11 protein-coding genes and 2 tRNA genes are annotated in these 13,400 nt (G+C 42.8%); 10 read left to right on the top strand and 3 right to left on the bottom strand.

The features are described from left to right. Positions 1-39 precede the first annotated feature (39 nt). The 10 genes from AB3G73_RS15430 (at position 40) to AB3G73_RS15475 (ending at position 8,929) form a co-directional block, all read left to right on the top strand. Positions 40-113, top strand: a tRNA-Ile gene (locus tag AB3G73_RS15430). 601 nt (positions 114-714) lie between these two features. Continuing rightward, complete coding sequence (locus AB3G73_RS15435; RefSeq protein WP_367745198.1) at positions 715-2,208, top strand: tyrosine-type recombinase/integrase; 1,494 nt, start codon at positions 715-717, stop codon at positions 2,206-2,208. A gap of 13 nt (positions 2,209-2,221) precedes the next feature. After that, positions 2,222-3,466 (top strand): DUF6043 family protein, encoded by a 1,245-nt coding sequence (locus AB3G73_RS15440; RefSeq protein WP_118437091.1) that lies wholly within the window; start codon positions 2,222-2,224, stop codon positions 3,464-3,466. Positions 3,467-3,646: 180 nt separating this feature from the next. Beyond that, complete coding sequence (locus AB3G73_RS15445) at positions 3,647-3,964, top strand: DUF3853 family protein (protein ID WP_118437217.1); 318 nt, start codon at positions 3,647-3,649, stop codon at positions 3,962-3,964. A 4-nt stretch (positions 3,965-3,968) separates the two neighbouring features. Beyond that, on the top strand, positions 3,969-5,354 hold the full coding sequence (locus AB3G73_RS15450; RefSeq protein ID WP_181990807.1) for a virulence-associated E family protein: 1,386 nt from the start codon (positions 3,969-3,971) through the stop codon (positions 5,352-5,354). Between the two features lie 134 nt (positions 5,355-5,488). Next, positions 5,489-5,836: a hypothetical protein gene (locus AB3G73_RS15455; RefSeq protein WP_118437215.1), complete on the top strand. Its 348-nt coding sequence runs from the start codon at positions 5,489-5,491 to the stop codon at positions 5,834-5,836. A gap of 50 nt (positions 5,837-5,886) precedes the next feature. Then, positions 5,887-6,582, top strand: a complete 696-nt coding sequence (locus tag AB3G73_RS15460; protein WP_270590434.1) for a hypothetical protein — start codon at positions 5,887-5,889, stop codon at positions 6,580-6,582. Between the two features lie 176 nt (positions 6,583-6,758). After that, entirely contained in the window at positions 6,759-7,157 is a 399-nt protein-coding gene (locus AB3G73_RS15465) for a hypothetical protein (protein WP_118437085.1), read from the top strand. 15 nt (positions 7,158-7,172) lie between these two features. After that, positions 7,173-8,366 (top strand): relaxase/mobilization nuclease domain-containing protein, encoded by a 1,194-nt coding sequence (locus tag AB3G73_RS15470; RefSeq protein WP_287681041.1) that lies wholly within the window; start codon positions 7,173-7,175, stop codon positions 8,364-8,366. Positions 8,367-8,386: 20 nt separating this feature from the next. Beyond that, the gene (locus tag AB3G73_RS15475) at positions 8,387-8,929 is read left to right on the top strand and encodes a hypothetical protein (RefSeq protein ID WP_287681043.1); all 543 of its coding nucleotides are present in this window, start codon (positions 8,387-8,389) and stop codon (positions 8,927-8,929) included. Between the two features lie 103 nt (positions 8,930-9,032). Here AB3G73_RS15475 and AB3G73_RS15480 read toward each other — a convergent pair whose 3' ends face one another. From AB3G73_RS15480 to AB3G73_RS15490, 3 genes are all read right to left on the bottom strand, one after another. Next, positions 9,033-12,260 (bottom strand): hypothetical protein, encoded by a 3,228-nt coding sequence (locus tag AB3G73_RS15480; protein WP_367745200.1) that lies wholly within the window; start codon positions 12,258-12,260, stop codon positions 9,033-9,035. Positions 12,261-12,275: 15 nt separating this feature from the next. Then, positions 12,276-12,374 (bottom strand) — tRNA-OTHER (locus tag AB3G73_RS15485). Next, positions 12,360-13,190: a hypothetical protein gene (locus AB3G73_RS15490; protein WP_220400003.1), complete on the bottom strand. Its 831-nt coding sequence runs from the start codon at positions 13,188-13,190 to the stop codon at positions 12,360-12,362. The genes AB3G73_RS15485 and AB3G73_RS15490 overlap by 15 nt, the downstream gene beginning before the upstream one ends. Positions 13,191-13,400 lie beyond the last annotated feature (210 nt).

The raw sequence follows: 13,400 nt of genomic DNA on the forward strand, positions 1-13,400 counted from the left end.
AATACTACTTTTGTCACCGCATCCAACAAAGGATACACTGGACTTGTAGCTCAGTTGGTTAGAGCAACAGACTCATAATCTGGAGGTCCCTGGTTCAAGCCCAGGCTGGTCCACATTAATAATCAAGGAGTTACGAATTTCGCAGCTCCTTTTTTAATGCCTTTGCGTAAACAAACTGTTTGAGTTGGTAGTGTTTATACATAGGGCTTCTGTGAAACTCCATACTATTCTATAACATACTCATTAAGATGTGTTGCTAAATTGACTATACTTGACGGTTAAATAAACTCAAATACATTCCATTCGCCTCCTTACTTATGAAATAATATTGTAATTTTGTATTGCGTAATGCATTTGTGGCAAGCCATGACCATTATGGTGCTCTTTCTTGATAAAGAAAAGTGAGTTTGCCTAACTATCGTGAGAGGGTAATCCCATTCCGATGAATCGAAGCGTAGAGGGAGTATTAGTCGGAGAATACTCTATTTCAAACAATACGCGAGAGTTGCTTCAGGGGTTGAGACCGATTAGCATAAGCCCGGTTACCAGTCAGCGACAGAAAACAACGAGATTGCACCGCTGCATATAACGACAATGTTTTTATCCGTCAAAGGATAGGGACTCAGTAGTTATATGCAGCGTTTTGTATATGTACGCCTCACATTGCAAAGCGGCTGTATTCAGAGGTTATGTTAAACATAAACAATGAATGCAATGGAAAAATTGACAAAGTCCCTGCCTCTTTTCAAAGAGCGGAATTGCTCTGTTTCTATCGTGTTGGATTCACGTACTCGCAGAAAAAATGCGTATGAGTTTCCACTATCTCTTCGCTTCACGATAGACCGCAAATTCTTTTATTTTACGGTAGGAAGCTCTTATACTGAGAAAAAGTTCTCAGACATCTGCAATGCGACTAAATACAAGAGTGAGAACTACAAACTTCAAAAAGAATGGAAAGACACCTTTGTTCCCAAATACAAAGAAGTTTTGAGTAACCTGAACAAAGGAGGTATCCTAACATTTGAGATGGTGCGCCAACGTATTATGGGTGAGGATGTGGCACTATCAGAAAAGGAAATAACCATGTCACAATCGTTTATCAGTATATGGGAGCAAGTCATCAAAGGTTTCAAAACTGATGATGGCGGAGCACGTTTTACTACAGCTGAAAGCTACGAGTGTGCGCTCAAATCATTCAAGAAGATACTTGGGACAAATACAATCAAAGGATTTTGTATCAGTGCCGCAGAAATTCAGAAATGGAAAGAGGGGATGCACAATGGAGTAAAAGATGAGAATGGCGCAATTGTAGGTAAAATCAGCGATACTACAGCAGGAATCTATCTACGTTGTTGCCGTGCTGTATGGAATCGGTGCGTACACGAAGGCTTCCTTAAAGATGTTCCTTATCCTTTCTCTAACAAGAAAGAGAAAGGGCTTGTGAGTATTCCCAAGAGTGCGAAGCGCAAACAAAGTTTCTTGAATGTCAGTCAGATGACGGAACTCTATAATCTTTTTGTCTCAAAGAAATATCCTGAACATTGGTCGGAAGAATATACTCAACGTGCCCACTACTCATTGGGATTGTTTCTTGCCCAATACCTGTGCAATGGCTTCAACATGGCTGATGCAGGTCGATTGACTTACGACAACTATTATTATCAGACAGATGGCAAGGCTTTCCGCTTCAACCGAAAGAAAACTTCCCGAAGAAGTGCTGACGGTTCTGAGGTAATAGTTCCCATTATCCCTCCTTTACAATATGTTTTAGATGAAGTAGCAGCACCTCCGACTCGTGGCGGTGTGGTATTCCCCAATATATTAAAAGGTGCGGAAACAGAAGAGCTACGCCGCAAATACACCATGCAGGAAAACTCAAATGTAAAAGACCGTATCATCAGAATATGCCATGAAGCTCTGCAATGGGACAAGTCCATCTGTCCGTCTGGCACATGGTGCCGACACTCGTTTGCTACTAATCTGCATAATGCCGGAGTAGATATGGATTATATCTCTGAAAGCATGGGGCATTCGTCTTCTGACCATGCCATCACACAAATCTACATTGAGCATTACCCTCTTGAGATTCAGATGAAGAACAACTCGAAACTGTTGAATTTGGCAAAGACCTCAGAAAGAGATTTGTTATTGGAGAAACTGGCGAGTATGTCCACTGAAGAATTAACCAAGTTGTTTACACGAACATAATACGACTTTGAGGATGATAAATTTCATAGAGAAAATAAAAGACTATTTGCAAAGAAAGGATTGCACTGATATGGCTATTCGTACTTGGAAATCAGCCAATGAAGAGTTGTATGCCAATTTCTGTAAACGCATAGATGATGTAGGCAAAGGTAAATTATCCGTTTTGATGGATATGTACCAGATGATGCGGAATTGCACTCCACCAGAAGCACTAATGCTGTATAACTGGCTCTCTGATTTCATGAATGGTCAAGATGTACAGAATATGACCAATCAACAATGGGCTGGCAAATACACAGACATTATAGCACAATGTATCACCAACAAACGGCTGTGGATGGGTATCAATGTAAAAACAGGTACGGTAGAGCTACTCACATCCCCAAAATCGGAATTACTGATGGTTCGTTCCGAAACACCGATTGAAATTTGGAATCATCTGCCACAGGAAATAAGAGTCTATTTGACTGGACAGTTGGATGCACTTATGAAAAACAGCAAAGGATGTTATCTATTGAGCAAGCTGGAAAGAAAGATGATGTACCAGTTCCTGACGTACATCTCCCAAATCATTTTCCTGTCCCATGCCGTGTTTGTTGGTGAGTTTATGGCTAACTTGTATGATTATGTGATAGAGAAAAGGGAGACATTGGCTTATTGCATGTACTATTTCGTGATATTTGACCACGGCCTTTCACGTATGGCCAAATTACTTGACCGTCTATTAAACAGCGAAGAAGTTGATCATGGCGACATGGTTCTAATAAAATCATGTGTTGCTACTCTTGTAACTCAAAGCATCGAAATAGGGACTGAAAACAAAGCCGGGTGGGAAGATACGGCAGAAGCCTGTAATTCAGAAATCTGGAAAGAAGTGATGTTTGCCTTGCGGAAAGTAAAAGGCAAACGGGGGAATAGAAAGGTTACACAATCATTGGATGATGTCCTTATGGGGGATAAGGAACACACCAAGCAAGGCATCCGCTTGTTCCTTGAAGAAAACACAGAAGACATAAGCCTTGCCTACCTGTTGAAAGCATTGGTAAAGGTAGGCAGAATAAAAGCATCTACAAGATACATGACGTTCCACCGTGCCATTGAACAATTCTCTCAACGACATTACGGACACGACATACCACAGAAACGGTATGGTGAAATCAAGGATATGTCATTGAACTCGCCTCAGAGGGGAAACAGTTATACCAAAGCTAAACGAATAATAGACCGATGGACGGACTATTTTCTCAAGAACGGGTAGTTGGGAAATCCAGCTATCCGTGTTTTTTTCTGCAAACACCTGTTGAAAAACGGTTGGTAAAATTAAAGTGTAAATAAACCGACCGATATGTTGAGTTTCATACAATACCTTTGCTTGCGAAATCAGTTTCACAGAGTTGAACCGAGGCTTAAAGTATTTAACAATCAAACAAGTAAAGGCATGGAAGAAAAACACAATTTTACTCAACTACTTCAAAAGCCCATCGCCATGATGACTGGCGAGGAGCTTTGTTTTCTCATCACCAAGAGTGTGGAGAATACAGGAGTGGTCACTCCCCAAGTGGCACCCAAAGGTAATTACTATGGTATAGAGGGTATCGCCCGCGTGTTCGGGTGCAGTGTACCTACGGCCAACCGTATTAAGAAGAGCGGCATCATAGACAAGGCTATCACACAAATAGGGCGAAAGATTGTGGTGGACGCAGACCTTGCGCTGTCTTTGGCAAAGGAATCAGGTGGGATCCACATTAAAGAATGATGGTATGGATGATAACTGGAAAAAAGACTTGGCAACAGATAGCTACGGGAATCCTGTTCGTTCTATCGCAAACCTCCGACTTATTTTCACATTGGATGAGAATCTCAGTCAGATAAGGTACGATACATTCTGTCAAGATGACGTATGCTTTTGCCCTTTGTTTCGTAATGTTAATGGCAACAAAATTGATGAAGAATCAGCAGGAAAGATACAAGACTATCTGGAAAGGATATATAGATTGCGCCTGACACAGAATAAGGTTTTTGAGATACTGAAAACCACTTCTTCCGAACGAAGTTTCAATCCTGTGCAGGAATTCATCACGCAAGAAACATGGGACGGACGGCCTCGTATAGCCACAACCATCATTGATTATTTGGGAGCGGAAGACACGCCACTTGTCAAGGAACAGACAAAACTATGGTTCGTAGCGGCTGTAGCCAGAGTGTTCTGTCCCGGTTGTAAGTTTGATAACGTACTGACTTTACCTGGTCCGCAGGGTATCGGGAAAAGTACTTTTTTCAAGACCATCGGCGGAAAATGGTTCAATGATTCGTTCTCTTTCGCCAGTGGCGATAAGGAGAAAGTAGAAACCATAACCAATGGCTGGATTATTGAAATCAGTGAGTTGAACGGTTTGAAACGTGCGAATGACGCAGAGGCAGCCAAGGCATTTCTGAGCCGTTGCAGTGACTATATGCGTCCTGCATACGGGCATAAAGTGGTGGAATTTATGCGGCACAATGTTTTTGCGGCTACGACTAATGAGACAAACTTCCTGCAAGGAGACAACGGAAACCGCCGTTGGTGGATAATCCCGGTCAAAGGTAATGGACATGTATCGGATTGGTTAGATTGTTTGCGACATTCCGTTCCTCAACTCTGGGCGGAAGCATACTCATATTATCGGCAAGGAATGAAGCTCTACTTGTCACCGGACATGGAAACCGAGGCCAATGAAATACAAATGCAACATTCCAACATCCTCGTTGACCCCATTATGGAAGATATCGAAATGTATCTGGAGCGTGAAGTTCCCATGCAGTATGCAAGCTGGATGATTCCGACACGACTGGCTTATCAGAAAGGAGCATACTCAGAGCCAAATTCCACAATGAACTCACTCAACATGGTTTGTGCCCGGCAAATTATAGAGGAACTGCCCAATGACTTGGTCAGGCGAAATCCGTCCAAATACACTTCGCAATACATCAACCGTCTGATGTCCATGATTCCTAATTGGAAACGGAGTGAACAAGAGAAGGTCAAGGGGCTGCATCCTGCCTATTGTGACAAGACAGGGCGGGCGAAGCATCCGTGGGTGAGGGTAGGTACGCCAAGCGAAAGTTTCACCACGGCATTGCCCAGTGAACCGGATTTGCCATTCTAATTTTAAAATAAAGGAAAAGAAAAAACTTCTGTCCCTTTGTCCCTATTTCCCTTGAAAAAAGAATAAAAACAAAAAGCAGAGAAAAGAGAAAGTTACAGAATATGCTTGGGACATGGGACAAAATAATTGAAAACATGAAAAAGGAAGAACTTATCAAACAACTACAAGAACGTGAGTCACTGCTGGCAAATGCGGTTAGCCACATGGTAGAGTATATTCAAGACCTTTGCTCTGCCGCATATCCGAGCAAAGAACAGACCGAAGCCGTGAACGACTACTTGCGGAGCGTTCATGCTGATGGGGACGGCAGTATATCGGAAAGAAACTGTGAACACCGCCGTATCGCTTCACAGAAGATCACCATTGCTGCCATTCGTGTGCTTGACAGCCAGCAGTTGAACAGACTGCAAGCCGTACTTGACCGTATTGCATACGACAAGGAGTATTATTTGCCGGAGAGAGGATGCGGCATGCACCGCTGACTTTTTCTTTTGGCTGCACCAATTATAATCCATCTCAAATTTTACAGACGATGAAAACAAACTTGAATTATTGTATAGTGCTTTCGTCAGAGCAACTTGCATATCTGGCAGGAAGCAAGTACGGCATTGACCGTATGAAGATTCTGCACCGGCTCGTTGAAGCGGCAGTGCTGGAAAAAACCGAATATGCCATAAAGGGGTTCTCCACAACCCTGCAAGTGGGGCAAGCCATCCTTTCGGAAGTGAATTTGTCCAGCAAACTGGGCTATGACAAGAAAACCATATCCCGTGTGCTTGACAAGATGAACCGGTTGGGAATTGTCGCATCCACACAAAGCAACCGAACGAGCGTTCACACGCTGAAATGTATATCGGCCTGGATGCTGGATGGTAATCGAATAGACAACCCTTTTTATGTCCGGCTGAAAGGCCGACAGGAAAAAGGAAAGAATGCTTACGCAATGTCCGATGATACCGTACCCGTTTTGCCAATGACTCCACAGAAGGATTCGGATAGTTGTATGGAGGAAAACTTCCTCAACTCAAAAGATGGTCGGCAAACGAACACGATGGAGAAGGTCTGCGTTTCTGATACAGATTTGTCCTTCGTAGGCAAATCGCCTGTTATATCAGACGATGGAGAATTGCTTTCACCCTCTTCCTCTTTCCCTCTTGTTTCGGTTTCTCCACAGCTTGTGGCAGAGGAAGAATCCGACAAGGATATTTCAGAGAATAGTCCGACATAACCACTAGCAGAGAGACAGTGTACCCGAAACAGTTGTATGTAGTATTGCAAGAAGTTCCTATGTCGCACAAATTCGCTTTGCTTATTCGTACCACATAGGCGTATTCCGGCAGTCGCAAGCTCCCACCGTGCTGTCCTTTTTTTTAGATTGATGTTTCACCCATAGCATAATAGAGTATGAAGAGGAAAAAGAATACCAATAAAGAAGTAGATGAAGAAAACGGCAAAAAAGTTACAAAGCGTACCCTGCGGCTTGAAGCTAGGGTGACAAAACAGGAATATGCCCAAGCGAAAGAACTTGCCAAGACCTGCGGTTTGTCTATGAGCGACTACGTGCGGCGTACCGCTTTGGGACAGCACCCACGGCAACGGCTGTCTGAGCGTGAGGTGGAAGCCTTGTGCAGTCTGACGGATGCAAGGGGTGACCTTATTCGTGTTGCAGCAGCCGTGAAATCCATTCAAGCGGATAGACGGGCAATGTATTTCAGCGATACCCGGTTTGTGGAACAATGGATGATAGCGGCCACACAACTTATCAACCGTTGGAACCAGATAGAGAATTATCTTACCGAATAAATTTCCTTACCTGTTATGATAGCAAAAGCCAGTACCATATCACATGGCGCAAATGCCATACGATACTCTGTCAATAAGGACAAGGCGGATATTGTCAAAGCCAACCTTTTGCCCGATGATATTTCACCGGAAGCAATGTATGGGCGAATGATGCTCGTACAGAAGATGTTTGCCGAGAAAATCAACAAGGGAAGACCTCTTGGCAGAAATGTGATAAGAATTGAAATTTCCCCATCCGAAGAAGAGAGCCAGAACTGGACGATGAACGACTGGGTGCATTTGGCAGAAGAGTTCATCCGGGTATTCGATTCCATAGACCTTTCCCAAAAGACCAAACGGGCTTCCTCAAAGCAGACCAATCTCAAAGGTTCGCAATACATAGCTGCCCTACATCGTGATTCCAAAAGCGGCATTCTTCATCTGCACATTGATGCCAATCGTGTGGACATGGACGGCAAAATCAACGATAGCCATAAGATTGGTGAGAGGGCAGTCATGGCTGCGAATATCATCAACCAAAGACGGGGCTGGGTACAGTCAGAAGAAATCAGCATACGCCACAAACAGGAAATCTCTGACTGTTGCATGAAGACACTTCGCACAATGGGTAAATTCAGTTGGAAACAGTATAAAACGGAACTGGTGAAGCGAGGCTACAAAGTACACCTACAAGAAAAAGACGGTGGCGGTGTTTACGGATATTCCATCAAGCGGGGCAACTCCACTTATAAATCATCCGTATTGGGTATCAGGCGAAATCTTACTCCATCAAGGATAGAAACTACTTGGGCAAAACTGCATCCGCAAGAAGGAAAATCCGAGTCGATTAAACTTGTTTCCCGACAAACACAGGCAACAGACACTATTCCTGTATCGCAGCCTGTCATGAGGCATTACAATATAGCGACAGACGAATATCACTGTTACCGTGTGGATATACCTAAAGCTTCGGAGGATATCATCCGGCAAGATTGTTCTTTGGAGGAAGCCCATCCGTTAGCAAAGATTGAGGAGATACAACACACAGCTCTATTACTCTTTGCAGGATATTTGGATGCAGCCACAAGCATGGCGGTTTCAAGCGGAGGAGGCGGTTCTGATACAGGTAGTTGGGGAAGAGACAAGGACGAGGATGACCTTAAATGGGCACGCCGATGTGCGAGAATGGCAAATAGTATGTGCAAGCGCAGGAAAGGACTTCATAGATAATTCACCTTTTATCTTAAAATATGGGTATAGGAAAATCAAAAATCACTTCATCAATAAACTTTGATGATATGTTTAAGATGGCTGAAATCAGCCAAGAAATAGAAGCAGAGAAGCAGGATGTCGACAAGCAACTTGCAAAAGTTCGCGAAGCAAAAGAGGTATTACTGAAAATCCATCAGGAACTTCAGGAGGCTATCAAAACAGAGAATGATGCTGCGGTCGTATTAAAGGCTGCTATTGGTAGTTCCGACAATATCATCAACGGCATTTGCAATGCGATTGTAAAAACAGAACGAAACACACAGTTCAAGGCAACGATAGAATCCGAATGCCTTGCCCAGCTTCAACAACTCATAGACAAAGCTATCGAGACATGGAAGGTCGTGTTGGAGAATCACCGTTCCGAACAGATGAGGATGCTAACGGAACATGAGTCCAATATGCGCAAAATCCTCAGACGGAATAAAGGCATTTGGTTCTCTGACTTTTGGATGAAAGTTTTGGTGATATTTTTGTTCGTTTATACAGTGGTATTGGGGCTGGTTGCGTATTGTGTCACATGAAGCATCAAGTGCGATGTAGCAGACTGTGGTAGTGTAAAATGAACTGTGTCACGCATTACTTAGAGAATAGTTACATGTTTGTCTATTTTCAGAGAATTAATTCTTAAACGGTTTTTAAATTTCTTTTCTCCATCTTATCATGAACTTCACGCAAGTTCTTAATTAATTCAATGACGGGGGCAGTGGTGCTCTCTGACTCAGGAATGATAGGGTCATCGTCCCACTCCAATGCATTTCTCGTTGGTTCATGAGCAGAAACTTTCCATGCATCGGTAATGATAACCTTTTTAAGTTCGATGGCCTCGCTAAAATCGATGTTCATATTTACATGCATCTGGTCGTCAATTGCTACTGCCACAAGCTGGCAATTGCCAAACCGAGAATATACCCGTTCAAAGTTATCAAGATTCGACGTATCGTTTGGAGTCATTGTGTGCTTCCGGCACATTACAACTATATATTGCCCCTCCGTGATATGGTTCAAGGGTATCTCTGGTGCCACACATGCTCTATACCATGAGGGATGCTGCTTGTCAATGCCTCTTATCAGATGCAGTTCTACACTTGATTCGCCTTTTGCTATTTTTTCTTTCCATTCATGGATGATTCTTTTGCCTGCCTCCAAGTTCTTGAAAGTCAGGCCTACTATAGGTGGTGTCGCGAACCATCGGTCGTACATGAAGCACACCCCCGTCCATCCAGCCTTTTCCCACCATTCCATAGTGCTGGAGATACTGAATGTTTGTACGCTCCGCTGATCTGTATGTAGGTTCTGATCTGCCAACGTTTCTCCCTTTGTATCTGCCTTACATACATAGGTCTTGTCATTTGCGTTTTCCCATTGACGGATTGAATACTTGAACTTATCGCCAAGTACATTATAAACCGCGTTGTTCAACTCTAGCAAGGCAATAATTCTGTCCATGATTTTTTCTTTCTCGTGTCGCTGGGCTACCAAATCTTTTACATCTTCGCTCGATACTGTGTTAAGCGACATAAAATATGCCATAAAGAAAGCAAAACAGTGCCAATACGTTTCTCCATCAAGAGTGTCGTAGTTCACTTTAAATACATATTGGGTTCCGTTTTCTCCTCTTTCCAGTTCTGATTGTTCATCAGTTGGGACAATTTCCACTTGAATTTCCGGACTCATCACCACAAGTTCCAGCGTGTCAAAAGTGGCAAGCAGTGTTTCAACAGTTGCCAAAAATGTCTCTGCCACCAGTTGACTTCTGACTGAGTTCTCATACCTGACAGTGAATCGACAACCCTTTGCCAGTGTACTGATAGTGGTCTGACCTTCTTCTGCTATATTCAGAGGGTTAAGGAACTGCTTGTGTATAGGTTGCTGTCTGAACAATTTGCCCCAATCATCAGTGAAAAGATTTACGAACTTCTCATCTACAGACTCTTGGTATCCTAATGCATATTTTAGATAGTTTTCTGAAATGGGCATGTCACAACGTGCAAAAATGTCTGGCAAAATGGAAATAGTTTCTCTCGTGAGATCTACTGTTGCAAAATGGCAAGCCCAGCCTCCATCGAACAATACATCTTTTTCAACAAATTCTTTACTCTCTATTTCTTGACCATTATGGGCAATGACAAACAACAGCTCTCGCCAGTTGAGATACATCACAAGTCGGCCTGTCATCAGCTCTATTTCGCACAATTTCCATAGCACGGTAATCAACAGATGGCTGATAGTCCCCTTCGTGAAGAACTCCTTGACAAGTATCGACGCAGCCTTTACCAAATATGCCTTTGCACTGTAAGGCAGTTCAAGATTATAAAAAGCTATGCCCATATAGCCGTATGTTTTCACCAGTTCGGTCTCATAGCCTTCTTTCAGGAATGCCTGTACGCAGTGCCCCAAATGCTTCACCACAGGCTTGTATTGCTGCTTGTCTATCAAGGTCTGTGCACGATTGAAATGTATTATGGCACCCTCAACCTCAGACTTACGCAGAGACGAAATTCTCGAAATTTTATCAATAAGTTTCTCATAGTCCTCGTTGTCATCTATCACGCGTCCAATCATCTCAACGATGGTTGTCTGAGCATCAAAACTGATGTCTGGATAGTTGGCACTTGTCTCTATTAGTTCTGCCAGTTTCTTTAACTCTGGCGTCGGGTCTTGTGCACAGTGTACCATTTGGAGCAACCGATGCTCTGAAAAGAAGAGTTCGAGGAACAGACGGCTCGCCCGCGACAAATCTTTGCGCTCCTTTATTGTCTTTAGATCTTGTACTTCCTTCCTGAACCTTTCGGAATCAAACAAACCTACTCTTGCCGCATTTTCCAAATTGGTGAGGATATTGGTCATCAGCTCTATCGTATGCACAGTTGTATGCATATTAGCATACTCCTTTAGCTTCAGATAATCTGCATACATTGCATTCACATCGTGAAACCAGAAAAACGATGTCCAAGCATGATTATACGTTATATTGAATCGTTGCACGGAAGAACCGTGTGCTTCTGCTTCTCGCAGCGCACGGTTGAAGCGACCTTCCGTCTCCATCCGAGGGCGTTCCAGTCCTCTACTTAGTAGACAGGACTGGAGCAAGTCATCAACATAGTCTGTATCGAGGCTTTCCACTTGCCGTGACAGCAAGTCATTCTCTAACTTCTCCAGTTCTTCTTTCCTGCGCTTATCGTTGGATCCTTCTTTGACAATCTTTCTCCTATATTCTTCAGAAAAGTTCAGTTTCTCAGTGGCAACATCATAACAGCCTTGTTCAAACACAGCAAACGAACACCACTTACCATCGAAGATACTCACGGTCACACCGTATTGTTTCGATAGTTCATCCTCGACCTCTTGACGTTTACTTGACTTGATTTTCTGATTAGAGAAGAATATCACCTTCGTATAGCCACGACCTGTCTCTACAGCTTTCTTGACATCACCCTCTATCTTACTCTTCCAGCTCTTCTGTACACTGATGGCTATCGCCCATTTATGGTCGCCAGTACTGCCTTCAGACACCCACCATCTGTCAGATATTGCCTTGTCGACAGGATATGTCTCACCATCCACCTTACCATCGCCTCCACCATCGGGACCGGCCTGCGGTTTTATGTTGGGTGTCACTAGTCGTGCTGCCAGCACTAAAACAAAGTTCTCAAACTCCGACTGTTTCTTATCCTGCGAGAGCTGTTGCAATTTCAGGTCAAAAAGTTCAGGAGTGAGCTTAGTCTCGTACACGACCTCCGTGTCTGAGAAAAGATTACTTCTCAGACGCCGATAATATGAGAAAATATCCTGCTGCGCCGTTACCAGATTATCTTCAAGATCCAATGTATTGTTAACTATAGGTTCTTCCATTAATCGAGCTGTAAGTGACTCATAGAAGATTCGAACTTCTGCCTTCCCCTTCAGCATAGCCACGATCCTGTGCCTATCCTGAAGGGGGATGAACTACCACTATTCTAATGAGTCAATTATATTGTTTATCGTCAATTCATCAAGAGTATATCCATAAAGAATCCTCACACAGTTTAACACATAGGTATAAAGTCTTTTTGTCCTACCTTCGCGAAGGAACCTTACATATCGTGGAATCAGTTTATCCTTGTTACTAAGCACTAACTGCTCCCAATCAATGTGAGGCAATAGGCTAACAGTCAAAAGGTCTGCAATATTTTTAATATTTGCTGTGCATAGAATAAAGTCGTCAAACGACAACTGTGATTTTTCCTTTGGTTCGTTGAGAGTCGTGTAAAAAGCAGCAATGGCTTTCTTATCTAGAGCTTTGTATTCTTTCTTGTAGTCTTGATTCAAGCAATGAGCCACATCATTACGCAACAACCTGTAATAGTCATACAGGTCTTTCTTAAACTTCTCAATCGAAAGGATAATCCCATTTTGCAAAAGTGCGTCCAAAAGCTTATCAAACTTTGAACCATCTATTTTGCTTAATGCAAAAGTAGGGTCTATTAAGAACCTCACATCATCAACGAAATCTGTAATGAAATCATCGAAACTCGCATTCGGGAACACAAGATAACCCTGATATTGTTTCTTCCTGAAGTTCGCAAGACTTATGCTATTTAACCTCACCCTAGTAGCAGTAGAAGTGCGGCTAAGAAAGGCATCGAAAGACTCTTTCTTGGCATCGAAAGTACCAAGATAATATCTACTGGCCACCTCTTGGTACTCGACCAGTGCATCATACTGACCCAATGTCAGCCAGAGATTACGGTTTGATGGTATGTCAAACGTTGTCTTCCTATATGTTAAACGGTTCCTATCCATATGTTACTAGGAAATTCTCCTAACTTAACGTGAGTTTAATGGATTGTAATTATCTGTAAATTTGGCAATTAGAAAGCTCTATTATAACTTCATAGTGTCAAAACACAAAGAATTACAAACAAAAATCGCTATAATCACCGAGAGCAAAGTTACAATTTTTTTTTGTATGGCAGATGATTTCTGCAAGTTTTATGATGCAATGGTTGAAAA

The sequence above is a fragment of the Bacteroides sp. L008 genome (assembly GCF_040812255.1).
Taxonomy (GTDB): Bacteria; Bacteroidota; Bacteroidia; order Bacteroidales; family Bacteroidaceae; genus Bacteroides; species Bacteroides vicugnae.

What these genes read in the sequence shown, in the direction of transcription:
- AB3G73_RS15450 (WP_181990807.1), top strand. Translation starts at nt 3,969, where the DNA reads ATGGATGATAACTGGAAAAAAGACTTGGCAACAGATAGCTACGGGAAT.
- AB3G73_RS15475 (WP_287681043.1), top strand. Translation starts at nt 8,387, where the DNA reads ATGGGTATAGGAAAATCAAAAATCACTTCATCAATAAACTTTGATGAT.
- AB3G73_RS15445 (WP_118437217.1), top strand. Translation starts at nt 3,647, where the DNA reads ATGGAAGAAAAACACAATTTTACTCAACTACTTCAAAAGCCCATCGCC.
- AB3G73_RS15490 (WP_220400003.1), bottom strand. Translation starts at nt 13,190, where the DNA reads ATGGATAGGAACCGTTTAACATATAGGAAGACAACGTTTGACATACCA.
- AB3G73_RS15435 (WP_367745198.1), top strand. Translation starts at nt 715, where the DNA reads ATGGAAAAATTGACAAAGTCCCTGCCTCTTTTCAAAGAGCGGAATTGC.
- AB3G73_RS15470 (WP_287681041.1), top strand. Translation starts at nt 7,173, where the DNA reads ATGATAGCAAAAGCCAGTACCATATCACATGGCGCAAATGCCATACGA.
- AB3G73_RS15480 (WP_367745200.1), bottom strand. Translation starts at nt 12,260, where the DNA reads ATGGAAGAACCTATAGTTAACAATACATTGGATCTTGAAGATAATCTG.
- AB3G73_RS15455 (WP_118437215.1), top strand. Translation starts at nt 5,489, where the DNA reads ATGAAAAAGGAAGAACTTATCAAACAACTACAAGAACGTGAGTCACTG.
- AB3G73_RS15440 (WP_118437091.1), top strand. Translation starts at nt 2,222, where the DNA reads ATGATAAATTTCATAGAGAAAATAAAAGACTATTTGCAAAGAAAGGAT.
- AB3G73_RS15460 (WP_270590434.1), top strand. Translation starts at nt 5,887, where the DNA reads ATGAAAACAAACTTGAATTATTGTATAGTGCTTTCGTCAGAGCAACTT.
- AB3G73_RS15465 (WP_118437085.1), top strand. Translation starts at nt 6,759, where the DNA reads ATGAAGAGGAAAAAGAATACCAATAAAGAAGTAGATGAAGAAAACGGC.